21 protein-coding genes are annotated in these 21686 nt (G+C 59.5%); 10 read left to right on the top strand and 11 right to left on the bottom strand.

From position 1 onward, the window contains the following. Positions 1-107 precede the first annotated feature (107 nt). Positions 108-482 (bottom strand): DUF6124 family protein, encoded by a 375-nt coding sequence (locus BLL42_RS07900; RefSeq protein ID WP_071551551.1) that lies wholly within the window; start codon positions 480-482, stop codon positions 108-110. Between the two features lie 510 nt (positions 483-992). Here BLL42_RS07900 and BLL42_RS07895 point away from each other — a divergent pair. Together BLL42_RS07895 and BLL42_RS07890 are read left to right on the top strand one after the other, a co-directional pair. Then, positions 993-2417, top strand: coding sequence for a pyocin-S2/colicin E7-DNase domain-containing protein (locus BLL42_RS07895; protein WP_071551550.1), 1425 nt, complete (start codon positions 993-995; stop codon positions 2415-2417). Then, positions 2414-2671: a bacteriocin immunity protein gene (locus BLL42_RS07890; protein ID WP_071551549.1), complete on the top strand. Its 258-nt coding sequence runs from the start codon at positions 2414-2416 to the stop codon at positions 2669-2671. Before BLL42_RS07895 ends, BLL42_RS07890 begins: the two co-directional genes overlap by 4 nt. Before the next feature lie 256 nt (positions 2672-2927). Here the strand turns inward: BLL42_RS07890 and BLL42_RS07885 are convergent, their stop codons facing one another. Next, the gene (locus BLL42_RS07885) at positions 2928-3392 is read right to left on the bottom strand and encodes a CopD family protein (protein ID WP_071551548.1); all 465 of its coding nucleotides are present in this window, start codon (positions 3390-3392) and stop codon (positions 2928-2930) included. 99 nt (positions 3393-3491) lie between these two features. Between BLL42_RS07885 and dinG the strand changes: the two genes are divergently transcribed. The 5 genes from dinG (at position 3492) to pdxH (ending at position 11290) form a co-directional block, all read left to right on the top strand. Continuing rightward, positions 3492-5636 carry an ATP-dependent DNA helicase DinG gene (gene dinG, locus BLL42_RS07880; RefSeq protein WP_071551547.1) on the top strand — a complete coding sequence of 715 codons (2145 nt, stop codon included), beginning with the start codon at positions 3492-3494 and terminating at the stop codon, positions 5634-5636. Positions 5637-5730: 94 nt separating this feature from the next. Further along, positions 5731-8115, top strand: a complete 2385-nt coding sequence (locus BLL42_RS07875) for a beta-galactosidase (RefSeq protein WP_071551546.1) — start codon at positions 5731-5733, stop codon at positions 8113-8115. A 152-nt stretch (positions 8116-8267) separates the two neighbouring features. Further along, positions 8268-9413, top strand: coding sequence for a serine hydrolase domain-containing protein (locus BLL42_RS07870; protein ID WP_071555717.1), 1146 nt, complete (start codon positions 8268-8270; stop codon positions 9411-9413). 142 nt (positions 9414-9555) lie between these two features. Continuing rightward, complete coding sequence (locus BLL42_RS07865) at positions 9556-10602, top strand: OmpA family protein (RefSeq protein WP_071551545.1); 1047 nt, start codon at positions 9556-9558, stop codon at positions 10600-10602. Between the two features lie 40 nt (positions 10603-10642). Continuing rightward, positions 10643-11290: a pyridoxamine 5'-phosphate oxidase gene (pdxH, locus tag BLL42_RS07860; RefSeq protein ID WP_071551544.1), complete on the top strand. Its 648-nt coding sequence runs from the start codon at positions 10643-10645 to the stop codon at positions 11288-11290. Positions 11291-11295: 5 nt separating this feature from the next. On the opposite strand, the gene BLL42_RS07855 is transcribed toward pdxH, so the two are convergent. Beyond that, complete coding sequence (locus BLL42_RS07855) at positions 11296-11532, bottom strand: hypothetical protein (RefSeq protein ID WP_071551543.1); 237 nt, start codon at positions 11530-11532, stop codon at positions 11296-11298. A gap of 168 nt (positions 11533-11700) precedes the next feature. Between BLL42_RS07855 and BLL42_RS07850 the strand changes: the two genes are divergently transcribed. Then, complete coding sequence (locus BLL42_RS07850) at positions 11701-12165, top strand: outer membrane lipoprotein (RefSeq protein ID WP_071551542.1); 465 nt, start codon at positions 11701-11703, stop codon at positions 12163-12165. Positions 12166-12244: 79 nt separating this feature from the next. On the opposite strand, the gene nhaA is transcribed toward BLL42_RS07850, so the two are convergent. Then, complete coding sequence (nhaA, locus tag BLL42_RS07845; protein ID WP_071551541.1) at positions 12245-13432, bottom strand: Na+/H+ antiporter NhaA; 1188 nt, start codon at positions 13430-13432, stop codon at positions 12245-12247. 277 nt (positions 13433-13709) lie between these two features. Between nhaA and BLL42_RS07840 the strand changes: the two genes are divergently transcribed. Then, positions 13710-14804 carry a PLP-dependent cysteine synthase family protein gene (locus tag BLL42_RS07840; protein ID WP_071551540.1) on the top strand — a complete coding sequence of 365 codons (1095 nt, stop codon included), beginning with the start codon at positions 13710-13712 and terminating at the stop codon, positions 14802-14804. 99 nt (positions 14805-14903) lie between these two features. Here BLL42_RS07840 and BLL42_RS07835 read toward each other — a convergent pair whose 3' ends face one another. From BLL42_RS07835 to BLL42_RS07825, 3 genes are all read right to left on the bottom strand, one after another. After that, positions 14904-16517: an NAD(P)/FAD-dependent oxidoreductase gene (locus BLL42_RS07835; RefSeq protein WP_071551539.1), complete on the bottom strand. Its 1614-nt coding sequence runs from the start codon at positions 16515-16517 to the stop codon at positions 14904-14906. 110 nt (positions 16518-16627) lie between these two features. Next, a complete protein-coding gene (locus tag BLL42_RS07830; RefSeq protein ID WP_071551538.1) occupies positions 16628-17302 on the bottom strand; it encodes a COG3650 family protein in 675 nt (224 codons plus the stop codon). Positions 17303-17421: 119 nt separating this feature from the next. Then, positions 17422-18021 carry a short chain dehydrogenase gene (locus BLL42_RS07825; protein WP_071551537.1) on the bottom strand — a complete coding sequence of 200 codons (600 nt, stop codon included), beginning with the start codon at positions 18019-18021 and terminating at the stop codon, positions 17422-17424. A 104-nt stretch (positions 18022-18125) separates the two neighbouring features. Between BLL42_RS07825 and BLL42_RS07820 the strand changes: the two genes are divergently transcribed. Then, entirely contained in the window at positions 18126-19034 is a 909-nt protein-coding gene (locus BLL42_RS07820; RefSeq protein ID WP_071551536.1) for a LysR family transcriptional regulator, read from the top strand. Positions 19035-19173: 139 nt separating this feature from the next. Here BLL42_RS07820 and BLL42_RS07815 read toward each other — a convergent pair whose 3' ends face one another. The 4 genes from BLL42_RS07815 to BLL42_RS07800 are packed head-to-tail and all read right to left on the bottom strand — an operon-like array spanning position 19174 to position 21677. Further along, entirely contained in the window at positions 19174-19686 is a 513-nt protein-coding gene (locus BLL42_RS07815) for a DoxX family protein (protein WP_071551535.1), read from the bottom strand. Further along, entirely contained in the window at positions 19683-20456 is a 774-nt protein-coding gene (locus BLL42_RS07810; RefSeq protein ID WP_071551534.1) for an HvfC/BufC N-terminal domain-containing protein, read from the bottom strand. The genes BLL42_RS07815 and BLL42_RS07810 overlap by 4 nt, the downstream gene beginning before the upstream one ends. Further along, positions 20453-21343, bottom strand: coding sequence for an MNIO family bufferin maturase (bufB, locus tag BLL42_RS07805; protein ID WP_129586938.1), 891 nt, complete (start codon positions 21341-21343; stop codon positions 20453-20455). The genes BLL42_RS07810 and bufB overlap by 4 nt, the downstream gene beginning before the upstream one ends. 25 nt (positions 21344-21368) lie before the next feature. Then, the gene (locus BLL42_RS07800; RefSeq protein WP_071551532.1) at positions 21369-21677 is read right to left on the bottom strand and encodes a BufA1 family periplasmic bufferin-type metallophore; all 309 of its coding nucleotides are present in this window, start codon (positions 21675-21677) and stop codon (positions 21369-21371) included. Positions 21678-21686 lie beyond the last annotated feature (9 nt).

Genomic DNA, 21686 nt, shown 5'->3' with positions numbered 1-21686 from the left:
TGATCGTTCAGTGGCATGCACGGCAAGGGGGAGCAAGCTCCCCCTTCTTCAGTTTTTCCCGGGCACTAGTGATGCGTGAGCGTGGGAACGATCAACGCCTTGGCTCACTACTGCGGCGAGTCCGGTGGATCGAGGTGATCCAGTGCGCGATTCACCGCCAACTCGGCCAGAGAAATCATCTGCTGAATCGCCAGCGCGGTATTGCGCTTGGGACCTTCAAGCTCAAACGCCAGATCGCTGGCCATGACATTGGCCGAGGCGAGCGTCTCGCAGGCATGGGCCAGCAGGGTTTCGCTGTCGACGTCGGGGGCAATGACGAAAATGCAGCCGGGACGTCGGTCGGCTAACAGTGCCTTGGTTTCAGGCAGTACCAGGTAATGATCAAGCGCACGGTGCGCGGCGGCGTGGAGTTCTTTCGAATCGAGAGAGGCGTAGGGGGAGGTGCTTTCGGTATCAGGGGGATTGGGAGTGGCTTTGAACATGGTTACGGGTCCTTAAGGTTGGAGCTGCCACCGCTTCGCGACTAAACAAAGGGTGGCGGCTGTACGCAGGTTAGTCGACCGGGGACCCAAGGAAATCCGGCGCGCCGAAGCGCCCTGCGCACAGCCACCATCAAGTGCAGGGATAGGGAATGCCTGACTGATTGTTGCGTGATACGCCTTGGAGAACCGCGAGCGACTAAACCCGATCACTGATGAGCAGTGACACGGAAACAATAGGAGCCAGGGCCAAAGCGCACAAGCCGGCGGATTCTGGCGCAGGTGTAGGTTGCGACGCAAGGTGATGTAGGGAGTGGGTGGTGAGACACACACGACGTTATGGTACTCGCGGTCCAAAGGGATAGATTCCGCTTCCGGGAAAATCGCGAAGCCCCGGCGAGAATTTAGCCATAACGTCCATTATGCGAAGCCTTCTTTTGGACTGGCTATCAGCCAGCATTTGAGAGCATTTTCACCGCCGTTATCCTTGTCGTCTTAAACAAGGAAAGTGATATGGCCAGAAACAAGGACTTACCTCAGGTTTGGCAATCTTATAGTGGCGGTGGTGGCTCCGGCGTTGGAGGCCGTTACCTGCGCGACATGACAGCGGCCGAAATCGCCACGCGTGAGGCTGAACAAAAACCTTATGCCGATATGCTGGCCAGACAGCAGGCGTATGAAGATCAGCTGGTTAAACCTTCTCAAAAGCAAGAACGGGTCGCTGCCGGGTGTTCATTTACTAAACCCTGCAAGCTGCCTGATGGCACCATCAACTACGTCAGTCCCTCCGGAGCCATTCCCACCGATGCGATCAAAGAGTATGGCGAGTTCGCCTTGCTCGGTGGTCGTGAAACGGATGCTGCGGGCAACATCGAGCTGAAGAAAATCAGTGGTAGCGCCTTACCTGCTGCACTGGGAACCATCTTGCTGGGCGGATCGGCTGTTGCCACTTCCGGTGCTTCCTGTGGCGGCCTTTGCACCGCTGGAGCAGCTGTTTCCGGGGTGGGTACAGGGACTGCTGCAACCGGCGCGGGGACTGGAGCAGGCGTATTCACGGCAGGTGTTGCAGCCGGTGCCTTGGCTGGTGTGGTTGCGCTGCTCTGGCCGTCAAGCCTCGGCGACAGCAGCCTGTACACTGACGAGCAGCTCAAGTCGCTCAAGGAAGGCCGAACGCGTGTTCGCTTGTATATCGAGCAACAAGCCGATGGCACCTTGAAGGGGTACGGTTACAACACCCAGAAGCGCCGCGATTGGGAAATGATTCCGGTTGTGCAGTTCCAGGCAAAAGGCTCTCAGCAAGTGGCCGATTTCGGTGATGGGGTAACCCTGATATGGACACCAGCGGTTGACCCATCCAGCACTTCGGGGATTCCCCCATTAGAAGGCGCACCACAAGCCCCGCAAATCTGGATTTATCCGCCGACCGAACAAGCGGATAACATCATCATCAATCCGATCTACCCGCCTGAATACAAGGATTTTATCCTTGTGTTCCCGGCTGATTCCGGTGTCCAGCCGCTGTATATCGTGATGAATGTTCGCCTTGACCCAGGCGTAGTGACAGGGCAGGGGCAGGACGTAACAGGTATCTGGCTGGCAGGGGCTGGGACGGGTCTCGGTGCCCCCATTCCGACACGGATTGCCGAACAGTTGAGGGGCAAAAGTTTCAGTAGTTTTGACGCATTCAGGAAGGCATTTTGGATTGCAGTGGGCAATGATTCTGAACTACTCAGCCAGTTCAAGCCAACCAACCAAGGCAAGCTCTTGAGCGGCAAAGCGCCATTTGCCCAAAGACCCGAACACAATGGGGAAAATGCTCGCTATGAAATCCATCACATCGAAAATATTCAGCATGGCGGTGCGGTTTATGATGTGGACAACCTCGCAGTAGTGACGCCGAAACGACACGTCGAGATTCACAGGGAAGACAGACAATGACTTTGAAAAATAGTGTTTCAGATTACACAGAAGAAGAGTTCGTCGGGCTGCTTCAGCGCATCATTGGGAACGATACAAGTGAAGAGGAAGAGAACAAGCTTGTGCATCATTTCAACACCATATGTGAGCACCCGGCAGGCTCTGATTTGATCTTTTACCCGGAGGACGGCGCGGATGATTCCGCGGAGGGCATCACCCAAACGGTCAAGGCTTGGCGTGCAGCCAATGGTTTGCCGGGTTTTAAAGACGCTTGAGGCCATACCTCGACCTGCCCGAATGGCAATAGGCACCAAGCACACCCAATGCCAGACACTGAAGCTTTCGCGCCGATACCCGGCAACGCCGGCCCGATCCGCCCAAAGGAAAACCCCAGCGATCGTCAATTCACTGGGTTTTTTTTCGCGTACAAACCTCTCGCAGCACCTCATAGCCATGTCGCGCATTGTTCAAGCAGGAAAGCGCCTTCAGTTTTCCCCGGACGCTAGTGGCGCAGGGCCGTGGGAAGGGGAATCAGAGCATCGGCCGAGCCGAAGCCACCGCCACCAGCAACAATCCCAGTAACAAATTGATCCCCACCAGACGCCGAATCTTGCCCAAAGTCGCCGCCCCCGTCGGCCAATCCTCGGCCAGCACCGCTTTACGCAACTCCGGTAGATTCAGCGCCTGAATGCGGATAAACAGCGCGGTCATCACCAGATACAACCCCATCATGATCTGCACGTAACGCGGTGCGGTTTCAAAGCCGCTGAAGCGCAGATGAATCAGCCCGACGCCACTGATCGGCAAGATCACCACGGCGACCCACACCCAGACAAAAAAACGCTGAAACACTTCTACCCAGAGCTTCAGCCGCGCAGGCCCTTCAAGTGCCTTCATGGCGGCGGGGCGCAGGACCATCCAGGCGAAAAACATCCCGCCGACCCAGATCAGGGCCGCCAGTACATGCAGGGTATATATGAGTGCGAAAGGTGTCATTGAGGTACTCCGTTCTGCGCGGGATTAATTAGCGGGGTATGATAGCGGCCGATCCGAACCACTGAAAATTTATCCAGCGTTTTTTGCGCCCGACAATCCATGATCAGCACTGAACTCAAAACCACGATCCAGGGCGCCTACTCGCGTTTTCTCGAAGCCAAGAGCCTCAAGCCGCGTTACGGCCAGCGCCTGATGATCGCCGAAATTGCCAAGGTCCTCGGTGACATCGACACCGACGACGAAGGCCGGCGCAGTGGCGACCCCGCGATTGTCGCGGTGGAAGCCGGCACCGGTACCGGTAAAACCGTGGCCTACAGCCTGGCAGCGATTCCGACCGCGAAGGCCGCCGGTAAACGCCTGGTGATCGCCACTGCGACCGTCGCCCTGCAAGAACAGATTGTCTACAAGGACCTGCCGGACCTGATGCGCAACAGCGGGCTGAACTTCAGTTTTGCGCTGGCCAAGGGCCGTGGCCGCTACATGTGCCTGTCCAAGCTCGACATGTTGTTGCAGGAAGGCCACGCACAAACCGCTACCGCACAGCTGTTCGAAGAAGAAGGCTTCAAGATCGAAGTCGATGAGGCCAGTCAGAAGCTGTTTACCAGCATGATCGAAAAGCTTGCCGGCAATAAGTGGGACGGCGATCGCGACAGTTGGTCCACGGCCCTTGAAGATGCGGACTGGGCACGTCTGACCACCGATCACAGCCAGTGCACCAACCGGCATTGCCCCAACTTCGGTCAGTGCGCCTTCTACAAGGCCCGCGAAGGCATGGGCAAGGTTGACGTGATTGTCACCAACCACGACATGGTCCTGGCCGACCTGGCATTGGGCGGCGGCGCCGTCCTGCCCGACCCGCGCGATACGATTTACGTGTTCGACGAAGGTCACCACTTGCCAGACAAGGCGATCGGCCACTTCGCCCATTACACGCGTCTGCGCTCCACCGCCGACTGGCTGGAAGCGACCGCCAAGAACCTCACTAAATTGCTGGCCCAGCACCCGTTGCCGGGCGATCTGGGCAAGTTGATCGAGCAAGTGCCGGAGCTGGCCCGCGAAATCAAGACCCAACAGCAGTTCATGTTCACCGCCTGCGAACAGGTCGCCGATTTCAAACCCGGCGAAGACGTCGAGGGCCGCGAACGGCCGCGTCATCGTTTCGTCGGCGGGGTGATTCCCGAACATATGCGCGAGATGGGCATCGAACTGAAGAAAGGCTTTTCACGCCTGACCGACGTATTTACCCGGCTCACCGAACTGCTCAAGGAAGGCATGGATGGCGAGGTCAACATTGGCATCGCCAGCAATCAGGCCGAAGAATGGTATCCGCTGTTCGGCAGTTTGCTGTCCCGTTCTCAGGGCAACTGGGAGCTGTGGACGGCATTCACCGCCGAAGACCCGGAAGACAACCCGCCGATGGCGCGCTGGCTGACCTTGGCCGAAAGTGGTTCGCTGTTCGACATCGAGGTCAACGCCAGCCCGATCCTGGCGGCGGAAATGCTCCGACGTAACCTGTGGAATGTGGCTTACGGTGCGCTGGTGACCTCGGCCACCTTGACCGCACTCGGCACCTTCGATCGTTTCCGCATGCGCGCCGGTCTGCCGAAAAAAGCCGTGACGGCGGTGGTGCCGAGCCCGTTCCATCATGCCGACGCAGGCGTGCTGCGGGTGCCGGACCTGCGCGCCGACCCGCGGGACGCGGCAGCCCACACCGCAGCGATCATTCGTGATCTGCCGGAGCTGGTCGAAGGCTCGCGCGGCACGCTGGTGCTGTTCTCTTCGCGCAAACAGATGCAGGACGTGTTCGACGGCCTGGACCGCGACTGGCGCAAGCAAGTGTTCATTCAAGGCAACCTGTCGAAGCAGGAAACCCTGAACAAGCACAAGGCGCGGGTCGATGGCGGCGATTCCAGTGTGCTGTTCGGCCTGGCGAGTTTCGCCGAGGGCGTCGACTTGCCGGGCGCTTACTGCGAGCACGTGGTGATTGCCAAGATCCCGTTCTCGGTCCCGGACGATCCGGTCGAAGCCGCACTGGCCGAATGGATCGAAGCCCGAGGGGGTAATCCGTTCATGGAAATCTCGGTGCCCGACGCCTCGCTCAAGCTGGTTCAGGCTTGCGGGCGTCTGCTGCGCACCGAAGAAGACCGCGGCACCATCACCTTGCTTGACCGGCGTCTGGTCACGCAGCGCTACGGCAAAGCGATCCTCAACGCGCTACCGCCGTTTCGCCGCGAAATATCTTAAGACACGGTGGGCGAAATCGCCCACTTCGTTGTCTATCCCCCGTCATCGATTCCACGCAGGCCGTTCACTGGTCGTTAGGGAGAACCTGGTTCATATGATTCGCCGTTCGTTACCCGCTGTTTTTGCACTGATGTTCGCTGCGCCACTGCTGGCGGCTCCGGCCGGACAACAGACGCTGTTCAACTTTGTCCGGCCCGCCGATGTGGTCCAGGTGGCGACTCAGGACGCCAGCCTGCCGCAGTCCAATGCGGAGCAAACGGCCGAAGGTGAAGTGCTGCGCCGGGTGACCTTCAACCCGGCGGCTCAACCGAATCTGCGCCTGACTCCGCAAACTGGCGCCTGGGACTGGTCGCAGTCTGGCGTCATGAGCCTGCGTATCCAGAGCGCGATGAACTGGGCCATGACGCTCTACGTGAAAATCCAGAGTAACGACGGCAAGACCCTGGTCAGCCGCATCGATCTGCCGGCCGGGCCTGCGCAAACCTTACTGGTACCGCTGACACCGAGTTCGCCACTGAGCCAGGGCATGAAAGCCGGGCCGCCGATGCCGATCACTGTCGAAGGCCAGCGCGTATTGCTGGCCAGCAGCGCGGGTGAACTGGATCGCAGCCAGGTGGTGTCGGTGACGCTGTCGATGGATCAGCCAAAAGTCGCCCAGAGCATCATGCTTGAGCGCTTTGGTGTGCAGGACGGTGAGGCGGTGGTCAAAGCCGCCTACGGCTCGTTAGTGGACGCTTATGGTCAGTCCACACGAGCGAAATGGCCGGAAAAAGTCGCCAGCGACGAGCAGCTCAAAGCCGCGGCGAATAAAGAACAACAGCAACTGAAAACCTGGCTGGCCGAGCGCGAGCTCTCCTCCCTGGACACGTTCGGTGGCTGGAACAAAGGCCCGGCGTTCAAGGCCAGCGGCTTCTTTCGTACTGAAAAACGTGATGGCCGCTGGTATCTGGTGACACCGCAAGGTCACCCGTTCTATTCCCTGGGGGTCAATACGGTCACCGCCGATACCAGCCAGACCTACGTCGGCGGGCGGGAAGCCATGTTCGAGTCGTTGCCCGCTAACGACGAGCCATTGGCCAGCCATTACGGTGACGGTGACAACCGCAGCGGTAATGGCGCCGATCAGGGGCGTGGGTTCAATGCCGGTCGCTGGTATGACTTCTACGGTGCCAACCTGCAGCGCACTTATGGCCAGCCGTGTGCGGTCGTGAGTGAAACCAGGGCTGATGAAGCCAAGGCAGACGCCGCCGCACCGTGCAATGCGCATGCTTTCGACGAAAAGCGCTGGACCCGTCATACCCTCGACCGTCTGCAAGCCTGGGGATTCAACACTGTCGGCGACTGGAGCGCTCCGGCACTGGGCCTGAATGACCGTGTGCCGTACACCTTGCCGTTGTCCATCGTCGGCGATTACGCCAGCATCAGCACCGGCACTGATTGGTGGGGCGGCATGCCGGATCCGTTCGACCCGCGTTTCGCCATGGCCACCGAGCGTGCCGTGGCCATTGCTGCACGCGATCACCGTGATGATCCATGGCTGATCGGTTACTTCGCCGATAACGAACTGGCCTGGGCCGGTCCCGGCGATGACCCGAAAGCCCGTTACGCCTTGGCGTACGGCACCTTGAAAATGACCACCGATGTGCCGGCCAAACGGGCGTTTCTCAAGCAACTGCGCGACAAGTACCGTAACCAGGCGGGCCTGTCGAAAGCCTGGGGCATCGACCTGCCGGCCTGGGAATTGATGGAAGACCCGGGTTTCGTGCCGCCGCTGCCGAGTCCGGAACACCCGGAAATCGAAGCCGACTTCAAATTTTTCCAGAAAGTCTTCGCCGACACCTATTTCAAGACCATTGCCGACTCGCTGAAATGGCACGCTCCCAACCACCTGCTGCTGGGTGGTCGGTTTGCCATCAGCACACCTGAGGCTGTCGAGTCCTGCGCGCAGTATTGCGACGTCCTGAGCTTCAACATGTACACACTTAAACCACAGGACGGTTATGACTTCGCCAAGCTACAGGCGTTGGACAAACCGGTGCTGATCACCGAATTCAACTTCGGCTCGCGTGATCGTGGTCCGTTTTGGGGCGGTGTGACGGAGCTGGCGAAGGAAGAGGACCGAGGGCCGGCCTACGCCAATTTTGTCAAGCAAGCGGTGAGTGAGCCGTCGATTGTCGGCGTGCATTGGTTCCAGTACCTCGATCAACCGGTGACCGGCCGTCTGCTGGACGGTGAAAACGGCCATTTCGGTCTGGTCGGGATCACTGACCTGCCGTTTCAAAGCTTTGTCGAGAGTGTGCGCAAGGCCAACTTGCAGGCCGTCGATCAGCTCGGCAAAGAAGCCGAGAAGGCCAAGGCTGCGGCCGATAAAGCCGACAGTGCCAGTCATGACGACGCTGGCGGGAAAAAAGGCCACGACAGCAAAGGTGCAGGGCAGGGCGAAGGCCATGCGGGTGGGCATTCCGGCAATGGTCATTAAAGCCGCAGCCTCTGTAGGCGCTGCCGCAGGCTGCGATCTTTTGATCGATCAACGATAACGCCAACCACCGAACCTGCCCCCTGTTCCCAAATCCCTCAAGGGCTGGAACAATGCAGGCCATTGTGTCGAAACGTTTTTTCGGAGAATTACGGGTGCTGATTCAGGGTCATTACGAGCTTAAATTTGAAGCGGTGCGTGAGGCTTTCGCTGCTCTCTTCGACGATCCCCAGGAACGCGGCGCGGCACTGTGCATTCAAATCGGCGGTGAAACCGTCGTCGACCTCTGGGCCGGTACCGCCGACAAGGACGGTCGCGAGGCTTGGCACAGCGACACCATTGCCAACCTGTTCTCCTGCACCAAGACCTTTACCGCGGTGACTGCCCTGCAACTGGTCGCCGAAGGCAAGTTACAGCTCGATGCGCCGGTCGCCCGGTACTGGTCGGAGTTCGCCGCGGCCGGCAAGGACGCGGTCACACTGCGCCAGTTGCTCTGCCATCAGGCCGGTCTGCCGGCATTGCGCGAGTTGCTGCCGCCTGAAGCCCTCTATAACTGGCAAACCATGGTCGACGCGCTAGCCGCCGAAGCCCCTTGGTGGACACCCGGTGAAGGCCATGGCTATGCGGCGATCACTTATGGCTGGCTGGTCGGGGAATTGCTGCGCCGCGCCGATGGCCGTGGTCCGGGCGAGTCGATCGTGGCGCGTGTTGCACGACCGCTGGGTCTGGATTTTCATGTCGGCCTGAAGGATGAAGAGTTTCATCGCGTGGCGCACATCGCGCGTGGTAAGGGCAATGTCGGCGATGCGGCGGCGCAGCGCTTGCTGCAAGTGACGATGCGTGAGCCGACGGCCATGACCACGCGCGCTTTCACCAATCCGCCATCGATCATGACCAGTACTAACAAGCCCGAATGGCGTCGTATGCAACAACCGGCGGCGAATGGCCACGGCAATGCTCGCAGCCTGGCCGGGTTCTACAGCGGTCTGCTCGATGGCAGCCTGCTTGAAAGCGAGATGCTCCAGGAACTGACGCGTGAGCACAGCCTGGGCGAAGACAAGACTTTACTGACCCGGACCCGTTTCGGTCTGGGTTGTATGCTCGATCAACCGGATGTACCCAACGCGACTTTCGGCCTCGGCCCTCGAGCGTTTGGTCATCCGGGTGCTGGTGGCTCCATCGGTTTCGCTGACCCGGAACATGATGTGGCCTTCGGTTTTGTGACCAATACCCTTGGGCCGTATGTGCTGATGGACCCGCGTGCGCAGCAGCTTGTGCGGGTTTTGGCCGCTTGTCTGTAAAGGGTGGCTGTAAGGCATTTTTTGGAAAAAAACTTGCCCAATGGTCACAGGGCGGAATCCTGTGGCTTCTATAGTTTTAAAGCGTCTGTTTATACGGGTCGTAGCGACCCACAGCTTTCTATCTCATTTTGTGGATATCCCCATGTCACCGAACAAATCTCTAGCCTTGGCACTGTGTCTCAGCATTACCGGTTGCGCGCAAACTCCACAAAATGATGCAGACGGGGGGCACTGGTGGTCATTCGGTTCCGGTTCGGACAAGGTTGCGGACAAAGCGCCTGCCGCACCGGACGTGAAACCGGACGCCAAGGCGGCTGAAGCTGCTGCCGCCGCCAAGGCCAAAGCGACCGCAAGTGCTGCTGCGCCAGCCACCCCGGCAGCCGTTCCAACCACCGCAGCTGCTGCAGCGGCCAAAGCCGATAGCGAAAGCAAATGGTGGTGGCCGTTCGGCGACCAGCCAAAGGCCATAACCAAGGCCGATATCAAAGACGTGCCAATGCCTGATCCGAAAATCACCCAGGCTTGGCTGGACAGCTACGAGCCACGCTTGCGGGCTGCGGTCCAGGACAGCCATTTGCAGGTGGAACGTCGCGAGAGCGTGCTGGTGGTCGTAGTGCCAGTGGATGACTCTTTCAACGCGAAACGTCCAGCCATGTTGCTGCCGTCGTCCCTGGGTCAGTTCACCAAGATCGCCAAGCTGGTTGAGACTGACACCCAGGCTTCCATCCTGGTACTCGGCCACGGCGACACGACGGGCACCGCTTCCGAGGCTCAACAGTTGAGCAAGGACCGTGCGACTTCCGTTGCGTCGATCTTCAGTCTCAGTGGTTTGAAGCGTGATCGTCTGATGCTGCGTGGTATGGGTGCCCTCATGCCGCGCGCTGCCAATGACAGCACCCAGGGCCGCGCCTTGAACCGTCGCGTGGAAATCATGCTGACCCAGCGCACCACCATGCTGGCATTGCTGAACAAGTACAGCCAGCCGACCCCACCACCGGTGGAAATGCTTGCAGTGCAGACCGCTAAGCCAGCAGCGCCAGCCGTGGCCGAGAAAAAAGCGACTTCGAAGAAGAAAGGCGCTGCCTCGAAAAAGGCTCCGGCGAAGAAAGCTCCGGTCAAAAAACAGCCGGCCAAGAAGCCAGCTGCAGACAAAGCGGATACGGCGGCAAAAAGCACCAGCGGCCAGTAACCAGGCCAGGAACTGACTGATCAAGTACAAGGAAAACGCCATGCCCCGGACTCTGGCTGATATGCGTCGTGATTACACTCGTGATGGTTTGACCGAGGCTCAGGCCCCGGCCGAGCCATTCGCACTGTTCCATCAGTGGTTCGCCGAGGCGGTGAATACTGAACAACCTCCGGTCGAGGCGAATGCCATGACTGTGGCCACTGTTGATCAGGACGGTCGCCCGCATTGCCGGATCCTGTTGCTCAAGGGGCTTGATGATCAGGGCTTTACCTTCTTCACCAACTACGACAGTGCCAAGGGTCAGCAGCTGGCGGCCAATCCGTTTGCTGCCATGACCTTCTTCTGGCCGACCCTGGAGCGCCAGGTGCGTATCGAGGGGCGGGTGGTGAAGGTCACGCCGCAGGAATCCGATGCCTATTTCCAGGTACGGCCGCTGGGCAGTCGCCTGGGGGCCTGGGCGTCACCGCAGAGTCGGGTGATTGCCGATCGTACCGAGTTGGAAGGATTGATCAAAGCCACCGAACAGCGTTTTAGCGATAGCCAGCCGGATTGTCCGGAACACTGGGGCGGCTATCGTTTGCTGCCAGAACGCATCGAGTTCTGGCAAGGTCGTGCGAGCCGTTTGCATGATCGTCTGAATTATCGCCTGCAAGGCGCCCGCTGGAGTCGCGAGCGCCTGGCGCCCTAAACCGGTTACACAGTGGGGTAGGTGGCTGCGGCCGCCTCCAGCCACTGTGGCAGGTCCCGACGTTTGACTTTCTGCTGCCGGGCACTGGCCAGTTGTTGCAGCATGAACGCCTTTTTCTGCTCGTCATTGCCGGCAAGTGCCAGCGCCAGATCACGGTCCATCCAGCGTTTGATCCGTACATACAGCCACCAGTGGAAGTACAGTCCGGCAACGGTGGTGACGACAATGATGAAGTAATCCATGAAAATCCTTGGTGCAATGGCGCAGATTCTGGAATTTGGCGCTACTGTGTGCTGAGTTCTCAAGTGCGACTGTACTGCACCTGAATGAAACCAATTTTATCCGGGCGGTGCCGTGACAGGCGTCAAGCTGCGGAGTTTAATGAATACCTGTCCTTTGGAGTTGATGCTATGCGTAAGTCTGTTTTGCTGGTTGCTTCTTTTTCTACGATGGCGATGTTGCTCACCGGTTGCCAATCGAGCCTGACCGGTGACTCCTACTCCCGTGACGAAGCACGTCGGGTGCAGACGATCCGCATGGGTACCATCGAGTCCCTGCGTCCGGTGAAAATCGAAGGCACCAAAACCCCGATCGGCGGCGCAGCCGGTGCGGTCGTGGGTGGCGTCGGCGGTAGTGCCATTGGCGGTGGCAGAGGCAGCATTGTCGCTGCGGTAATCGGCGCAGTAGCCGGCGGCCTGGCGGGTTCTGCTATCGAAGAAGGCGTGACCCGCACCCAAGGCGTGGAAATCACCGTTCGCGAAGACGACGGCAGCATGCGCGCCTACGTTCAGGAAGTTCAGCCGAACGAAGTGTTCCGTGTGGGCGAGCGTGTGCGCATCTCCACCGTCGGTGGCACCAGCCGCGTTTCGCACTAAGTTTTACGCGTTTAAAACAAAACCCCGATCAGGTGACTGGTCGGGGTTTTGTGTTTTCAGCCTTTAAAGCCATGGTTGCTTAAGCGCTCGACACCGCATTCTTGCGACTGGCTGCTGCGGTCACCGCGTAACCGATCAATGCGGCGAGGATCGAGCCCGTGAGAATGCCCATGCGGTCCATGCCGGCGTATTCGCTGCTGCCCGGCACAAAGGCCAGGGAACCGACAAACAGGCTCATGGTGAAACCGATACCGCAGAGGATCGCCACGCCGAGTACCTGGCCCCAATTGGCGCCAGCGGGCAGGGCGGCGATACCGGTTTTGACGGCCAGCCAGGTCAGGCCCAGGACTCCGATGGTCTTGCCCAGCAGCAAACCGGCGGCAATGCCCATCGGTACATGATGGGTGAAGCTCTCAAGGTTGACGCCAACCAGTGAAACACCGGCATTGGCGAAAGCGAACAGTGGCAGGATACCGAAGGCCACCCATGGGTGCAGCGCGTGCTCCAGGCTCAGCAGCGGTGAAGGTTCGGCGTTTTTCGTACGTAGCGGAATGCAGAACGCCAGTGTCACACCGGCCAGCGTCGCATGGACACCACTCTTGAGTACGCAGACCCAGAGGATCAGGCCGATGATCATGTAGGGGCCGAGCTTGACCACGCCTAGCCGATTCATCGCCACCAGCGCCACCAGACAGGCGGCGGCCAGCATCAACGACAAGGTCGACAGTGCGCCCGAGTAGAAGATCGCGATGACGATGATTGCACCCAGGTCATCGATGATCGCCAGCGTCATCAAAAACAACTTCAGCGAGACTGGCACACGCTTGCCCAGCAAGGCGAGCACGCCCAGTGCAAAGGCGATGTCAGTGGCCATCGGGATCGCCCAGCCACCTAGGGCTGGCGGGTTGTCCTTGTTGAGGAACCAGTAGATCAATGCCGGCACGACCATGCCGCCGATGGCCGCAGCGCCAGGCAGTACGATCTGCGAGGGTTTGGACAGGTGGCCTTCAAGGATTTCGCGTTTGACCTCAAGGCCGATCAACAGGAAAAACATCGCCATCAGGCCGTCGTTGATCCATAACAACAGGGGTTTGGCGATTTTCAGGGCGCCGATCTGGGCGACCACGGGAGTGTCCAGCAGGCCGTTGTAGAGCCAGGACAGCGGTGAGTTATTGATGATCAGGGCAAGAGCTGCAGCGGCAATCAGTAACAGACCGCTGGCAGCTTCCAACTGAAAGAAACGCGTGAAAGTGCTACGCAGAGGCAAGGTCGCTCTCCATCTATCGGTTCAAAAGGTGGACCACCCTAACCCGTACGGTTAGTTGTTAAAACAAAAGTTATATTCTTTTTTGTTATATGTCGTTACAACCAAGGTTGTCGCGCTGAGCCTAGCAGTTGGCTGGCGTATTGGGCCTCAGCTGTACCTGTGCGTTATGCAGGTTTTTTCCTAAGCTTACTGACTGAGCCTTTCGACCAGGTCAATCCGTTGCCTGTTGTCACCGCCAGGTTTCCCTACGCCTAATCGATTCAACGAGAAAAAGACCATGAGCGACAACCGTCAGTGGGCCCGCGAAGCTATCCGGATCATCGAAGCCGACTTCCAGCGCAGCGCCGATACGCACCTGATTCCTTTGCCACTGCCGGGATTGCCGGGCATCGAGTTGTACTTCAAGGATGAATCCAGTCACCCCACCGGTAGCCTCAAACATCGACTGGCGCGTTCATTGTTTCTCTACGCGCTGTGTAACGGCTGGCTCAAGCCAGGGGCGCCGGTGATTGAGGCGTCCAGCGGCTCGACGGCGATCTCCGAGGCGTATTTCGCGCGCTTGCTCGGCTTGCCGTTTATTGCCGTGATGCCGGCCACCACGTCTCAGGAAAAGATCGCACAGATCGCTTTTTACGGCGGCAAAAGCCATCTGGTGCAGGACCCGACTCAGATCTACGCCGAATCCGAGCGTCTGGCTCGGGAGCACGATGGCCATTTCCTCGATCAGTTCACCTACGCCGAGCGTGCGACCGACTGGCGGGCGAACAACAACATTGCCGAGTCGATCTTCCAGCAGATGCGTTTTGAGCGTTACCCGGAGCCGAGCTGGTTGATTTCCAGCCCTGGCACCGGCGGTACGACGGCAACGCTGGGGCGCTATGTGCGTTATCGTCAGCATTGCACCCGCGTGTTGTGCGCTGATGCCGAGCGTTCGGTGTTCTTCGAGTACTACCAGACCGGCGACGCGAGCTTGCGTCTGGATTGCGGTTCACGGATCGAAGGTATTGGGCGGCCACGGGTCGAGGCGTCGTTCTTGCCAAAGGTCATCGATGCGATGGTCAAGGTGCCGGACGCGTTGTCGCTGGCGGCCATGCATTACCTGGCGCAGCGCTTGGGCCGGCGGGTGGGTGGTTCCAGCGGGACTAACCTGATTGGCGCCTTGATGGCGGCGCAGCAGATGGTGACAGCGGGGGAGAGTGGCTCGATCGTGGCGATTCTGTGTGATGGCGGCGAACGCTACGCGACCACCTATTACGATCAGGACTGGCTGAAGGCTCAGGGGTATGAACTGAGTGGCCTGATCGCGGCCGTTGCGGCCAGTGTCGAACGCGGTGAGCCTCTGCCGGCCAGCGTGTTGCGCGCCGGTATTTAAACAGGCCTGAAAAAGATCGCAGCCTGCGGCAGCTCCTACGTCGGATCGACGTACATCCCGTAGGAGCTGCCGCAGGCTGCGATTTTTTGATCTAGAGGTTTAGGCCTCGATGCCGAGGATATCCCGCGCCACCGCTTCGGCAATGCGAATCCCGTCGACACCCGCCGACAGAATCCCACCGGCATAACCGGCGCCTTCACCGGCCGGGAACAGGCCTTTGACGTTCAGGCTCTGCATCGACTCATTACGGGTAATCCGCAGCGGCGAAGAGGTGCGGGTTTCGATCCCGGTCAGCACCGCGTCGTGCAGCGAATAGCCGCGAATCTGCTTCTCGAAGGCTGGCAAGGCTTCACGAATGGCGTCGATGGCAAACGCCGGCAAGGCCAGCGCCAGATCGCCCAGTGCAACCCCGGGTTTGTAGGACGGCTCGACGCTGCCCAGAGCAGTCGACGGCTTGCCTGCGATGAAGTCACCGACCAGTTGCGCCGGTGCTTCATAGTTGCTGCCACCCAGCACAAAGGCGTGGGATTCCAGACGCTCCTGCAACTCGATTCCGGCCAGCGGGCCGCCTGGATAGTCGACTTCCGGGGTGATGCCCACCACAATCCCGGAGTTCGCGTTACGTTCGTTACGCGAATACTGGCTCATGCCGTTGGTCACCACACGGTTCGGCTCGGATGTCGCCGCCACCACGGTCCCGCCCGGGCACATGCAGAAGCTGTAGACCGAACGACCGTTCTTGGCGTGGTGCACCAGTTTGTAGTCGGCGGCACCGAGTTTCGGGTGGCCGGCATATTTGCCCAGGCGCGCGCTGTCGATCAGCGATTGCGGGTGTTCGATACGGAAACCCACCGAAAACGGCTTGGCTTCCATGAACACGCCACGGCCGTGGAGCATGCGGAAGGTGTCGCGGGCGCTGTGGCCGAGGGCGAGGATCACGTGTTTCGAGTGGATCTGTTCGCCACTGGCAAGCTCGATACCGGTCAACTGGCCGTCTTCGATCAGCACGTCGGTGACGCGCTGCTGGAAGCGTACTTCACCGCCCAGCGCGCGAATCTGCTCACGCATGTTTTCGACGACGCCCGTCAGACGGAACGTACCGATGTGCGGTTTGCTGACGTAGAGGATCTCTTCCGGCGCGCCGGCTTTGACGAACTCGTGCAGGACTTTGCGGCCGTGGTGCTTGGGGTCCTTGATCTGGCTGTACAGCTTGCCGTCAGAGAATGTCCCCGCGCCGCCTTCACCGAATTGCACGTTGGACTCAGGATTCAGCACGCTTTTGCGCCACAGGCCCCACGTGTCTTTGGTGCGCTGACGCACTTCTGTGCCACGCTCAAGAATGATCGGCTTGAACCCCATCTGCGCCAGCAGCAGCCCGGCGAAAATCCCGCACGGACCGAAACCGACCACGATCGGCCGTTGGCTCAAATCCGTCGGCGCCTGGCCGACGACCTTGTAGCTGACATCCGGCGCCGCATTGACGTTACGGTCATCGGCGAACGTGTGCAGCAACGTCGCCTCATCGCGCACGCTGAGGTCGATGGTGTAGATGAAGCACAGTTCGGAAGATTTTTTGCGCGCATCGTAGCTGCGCTTGAACAAGGTGAAGTCGAGCAGGTCATCACTGGCGATGCCCAGGCGCTGCACGATGGCAGGCCGCAGGTCTTCTTCGGGATGGTCGATCGGCAACTTGAGTTCGGTGATTCGTAACATGACGGGATCCGGTTCGCGGGGCGCACAACTGCGCCAAAGGCGTTTCACAAACCGGCGATTATAAGCCTCAACGGCCCGTTCCGGTGAGGCTAAAACAGCATCCTGTCGAATCAGTCGTTACGTGAGCCGCCGAAATACGCGCAGCCACGTTGTACCTGGCCGTTGACCCGCAGCTCGGCGCTCATGAATTGAACGCTGCCGTGGGCGCTGTCGACGCAGCGTTGTGGTGCGATCCAGAGTTCAACGTGTTGGTCATTGGCTTCGCTACTGAGGCTGAAACGCCCGTCACCGAGTTGTTCTTCCAGAAACGGCAAGGCCAGCGCTGGCTGGCCGGCGCGCTCGATCACCATGCCCTTGGTGTTGACCTTGACGTTCCAGTCGGGCGTGTTGCCGCTGGCACGCAGGATCAGCCGCTGGAAGTTGGGGTCTTCACAGGCCGCGGCCGAGCGTTCGACACGGTATAGCTGCTGCACGTCGAACCGGGCACCCGCATCAGCTGATTTGCCCGCGGCAACCCGGCCACGCACGTCAGCGAAAATGGTGTGCTGCGTGCCTGCCAGTGTTGCGGCTTCCTGCAGGATGCTGGTGCTGCCGGCGTCATTGACGACATACAGCTTGTTTTCCTGGCACGGCTGAAACACCAGCTTGCCGTTGTCCATGCTGAGTTCGCCCTGCAGGCGGGTCAGGCCCGCCGTGGACGGTTTTTCAGGCTGGCTCTGCAGCAGCTGGCAACCGGCGAATACAGGAAGCAGGGCGACAAACATCAGGGAACGGGCAGCACGCATCGTAGGGTCTCCAGACAAGTGCCGCCACGTTACTCAGGCTGACCGCTCATCACAACCCTGCATTGCGCCGACCTTCTGTAGGAGCTGGCGCAGCCTGCTCCTACAAAAACGTGTTGGTCTTAGCCGACGTTGTAGGTCTGGCCGGTTTGCAAGCCTTCGACACTTTTAGCGTAGGCCAGCGCCACATCGGCGGCTGGAACCGGTTTGAATCCGCGGAAGTACGGTGCGTAACTGCCCATGGCTTCGAGCAGGACGTTCGGGCTGACCGAGTTGATGCGCAGACCGCGCGGCAATTCGATAGCTGCCGCGCGGACGAAGCTGTCGAGGGCACCATTGACCATGGCCGCCGAGCTGCCGGTACGAATCGGGTCGTGGCTGAGAATGCCGGTGGTGAAGGTGAAGGAAGCACCGTCATTGGCGAACTCGCGACCGATCAGCAGCAGGTTGACCTGGCCCATCAGCTTGTCCCGCAAACCCAGCTCGAAGTCTTTTTCGGTCATGTTCGCCAGCGGCACGAAGTTGACGCTGCCGGCGGCGCAGATCAGTGCATCGAAGGTGCCGGTCTGTTTGAACAGTTTGCGGATGGACTCGCTGTCACTGATATCCACCTGAAAATCCCCGCTCTTGCGGCCAATGCGGACGATTTCATGGCGCGGTGCCAGTTCGCGATCAATGGCTGAGCCCACAGTACCGCTGGCGCCAATCAGTAGAATTTTCATCGTGCTGCTCCTTAATGGGTTGGACCAGGTTTCAGTTTAGTGTGGTTTTTTTCATTGATAAGCGTGCTAATGGGCAACCTTTGGTTTTCAAATGGAAACAATCCATGAGCGAAATGGACGATCTGGCGGCGTTTGCAGTGTTGATCGAAGCCGGCAGTTTCACTCTGGCAGCGCAGCAATTGGGGTGTAGCAAAGGGCAGTTGTCCAAGCGCATCAGCTTGTTGGAGACACGTTTCAGCGTGGTGCTGCTGCAGCGAACAACACGGCGCTTGAGTCTGACAGCGGCGGGTGCGGCGTTGTTACCGCAAGCGCAGGCGCTGGTGATTCAGGTAGAGCGGGCGCGACAGGCCCTGGCACGGTTGAAGGACGATATGGCGGGGCCCATTCGGATGACGGTCCCGGTGTCGCTGGGAGAGACTTTTTTCGATGGGTTGCTGCTGGAGTTTTCCCGAGAGTACCCCGAAGTGCAGATCGAGCTTGAGCTGAACAACAGTTACCGGGACTTGTCACGGGATGGGTTCGATCTGGCGATTCGTTCAGAAGTGGCCAACGACGAGCGAATGGTGGCGAAGCCGCTGTTGGCCTGGCACGAGATGACCTGCGCGAGCCCGGCTTATCTTGAGCAGTTTGGTGAGCCGCAGACACCGGCGGACCTGGCCGATCATCGTTGCCTGCTCAACAGCCATTACAGCGGCCGGGAAGAGTGGCTGTATCACCAGCAACATGAACTGTTGCGAGTGCGGGTTTCGGGGCCGTTCGCCAGTAACCACTACAACCTGTTGAAGAAGGCTGCGCTTGCCCACGCGGGCATTGCACGCCTGCCTTCTTACTTGTTGCAGGCTGAACTGGCCGATGGCCGTTTGCGCTGGCTGCTGCGCGACTATCAGACCCGCAGCATGCCGATGTATCTGGTGCATCCGTATCAGGGCGGCTTGCCCAAGCGTACGCAGGTATTGGCCGACTATCTGATGGGGTGGTTCAAGCGCAGCGGCGAAGCGCTGGATCGGCTGTAGCAGCTGCCGAGCTGGCGAGGCTGCGTCCGGGGACGAAGTCCTCGCAAACCCTGAATATGCAGTTTACTTGAAAGCGCGTGTCGCCTGATGTACGAGCGCTTCGCACTCGAACGCAGCCTTCGGCAGCTGCTACAAGGGCTTAGCGTTTGGCGGAGTAACGTTTGGCGATCAGATGATCGATCGACAGCACGCCCGGACCTCTGGCCATCAGGTACAACAGAATGGCTGCCCAGGTGCCGTGAGTCGGGTAGGCGTCCGGGTAGACAAAGGTTTGAATGGTCAGGGTCATGCCCAGTAGCGCCAAGGCCGAGAAGCGTGTGGCGAAGCCGACGAGGATCAGGATCGGGAAGAAATGCTCGGCGAAGGCCGCCATGTGCGCCGCCAGTTCCGGGGACAGCAGCGGCACGTGGTATTCGCTTTGGAACAGCGGAATGGTCGAGTCTGCCAGGCGCGGAATACCGAGTTGGAAGGTCCCGTCGAACAGGTCGATAGCCAGGCCCTCGACCTTGGTCTGGCCAGACTTCCAGAACACCGCGGCAATGGAGAAGCGTGCAACGAAGGCGATCAGGCTGTGGGGGATCCTTTCGAACAGTTCGATGAACCGTTCGATCAGGCGGGTGATGGCATTCGGGTGCTCTGTGCGGGTGTTCATGGCGATACCTTGTCGTGTTGTAAATGGGTAATGCCGTTGTGGCCGATCAGCAGTGCCAGGCACTGGCTCAGGTCGAACACCGGCGCGGCGTACAGGGCATCGGCTACCGCTTGCCCCAGAGGACGGTTGTTTTGCAGGCTGTGGATGAAGGTCGCAGTGCCGACATCAATCGCAAAGACCTCGACCTCCAGGCCGTTGCGCAGCACCAGCGCGCTTTGCGGGTGATACGGCTCAAGGTCCTGGGGTGGCGTGTCAGCCTGGTGGGCGGCCCATAGGGCAACCACGGCGTACGGGGAGTTCAGCGTGAACGTTGAGGGATGCAGATGAATGTGCAGTTGTGCGAGCGCTTCGGGCTCGCTCATGGCCGCTGCAATGTGTGCAGGGTCGACGACGTTGGCATCCGCCGCGTGATAGGCCATCACTCGCAAGCGCTCCAGGCGTGCGACGTCCGCCAGATACGGCACCGAAGCGGCGGGTGCAAAGTGTTCGATGAAGCCTGAAAAGTCGCTGCCATAATCGTTGATCAGTGGGCTGGTGGGTACAAATGTTTTTACGTAGAACTGGGCCATCGCCCGAAAAAACTCTTCCCCTACCAACTGCAAGACCACCGGATAACTGTCGGCCAAGGCGTTGATCAGCGAACCCTGCACGTTGTTGCGGTACACCGCGAAGCGGCTATCCGGCTCAGCGCCGTTGGCGCTGAACAACCCGTCAGGGCAGGGTCGTTGAGGATCAAACAGGGCGGCGGCGAAATCGGCTTGAGTGCTCATCGGCGAACCCCGGTGTAACCCAGCAACTCATCGGCCTGACGGGCCTCGGCGTGCAGCACGGAGAACGTGGGTATTTGATTGTCGCGTTCAATCAGCGTGGCTACCGGGCCTATGCGCTCCAGAACGCGCGCGTACAGCGCCCATACGGTGTTATCGATGGGCGCGCCGTGATCGTCGATCAGCAGACGATCACCGAGGCTGTCGGTGTCTTCGGCAAATCCGGCCAGATGAATCTCACCCACAGCGTGCAGTGGCAGTGCGTCGATGTAGGCCAATGGATCGCGCTGGTGATTGATGCAAGAGACGTAGACGTTGTTCACATCCAGCAGCAGTCCGCAGCCGGTGCGGCGGATGACTTCAGCGATGAAGCTGGCTTCTTCCATGCTGGAGCGTTGGAACTGCAAGTAGGTCGCCGGGTTTTCCAGCAGCATGGGGCGTTTCAGATGGTGCTGGACCTGGTCGATATGTTCGCAGACACGCTGCAGTGTCGACTGGTCATAGGCTAATGGAAGCAGGTCATTGAGAAACACCGGGCCGTGGCTCGACCAGGCCAGGTGTTCGGAAAAGGACTGGGGTTGATAGCGTTCGATCAGATGGGCGAGCCGGGCAAGGTGCTCAGTGTTCAACGGGCCTTCGGCACCGATTGACAGGCCGACACCATGCAGCGACAGCGGATACTGCTCGCGAATCAAACCCAGGTAATGATGAAACGGGCCGCCGGCCACCATGTAGTTTTCGGCGTGGACTTCGAAGAAGCCGATGTCCGGGCGGGTGCCGAGAACTTCACCGAAGTGCTCGGTCTTGAGCCCTAGCCCCGCGCGGGGCGGCAGCTCGGACGCCAACGCCTGAGTGTGAGGATGTACGCTGTGCAGCGATGAAGTGGTCATCATCAACACTCAGGCAGAGGTGGGGTTACGACTTGGCTTTGTAGGCGGCCAGTTGACCGAAGCCGGTCGGTGAGGTTGGGCTGGCAGTCTTCTCGCAAGTGCCTTTAGGCATCAGCTTGAAGTGGTTGCTCTCGTAGTCGACTTTTGAGGTGCCGGCGCAGGTAGTGCCTGCACCTGCGGCGCAATCGTTCTTGCCTTTCATGGCGACGCCAAAGCATTTTTCCATGTCGGCAGCTGCGGCATGGGCGGTGGTCGGCAGAGCCGTGATGCTCAAAGCAGAACCCAAGGCCAGGGCAAGGGCGGCAGCGGACAGGGTGCGAGTGGTAGCAGTCATGATGTTTCT

It is taken from the genome of Pseudomonas frederiksbergensis (assembly GCF_001874645.1).
GTDB lineage: Bacteria > Pseudomonadota > Gammaproteobacteria > Pseudomonadales > Pseudomonadaceae > Aquipseudomonas > Aquipseudomonas frederiksbergensis_B.
Note: the sequence above shows the minus strand (reverse complement) of the source record. Positions and strands in the feature narration are given on the sequence as shown.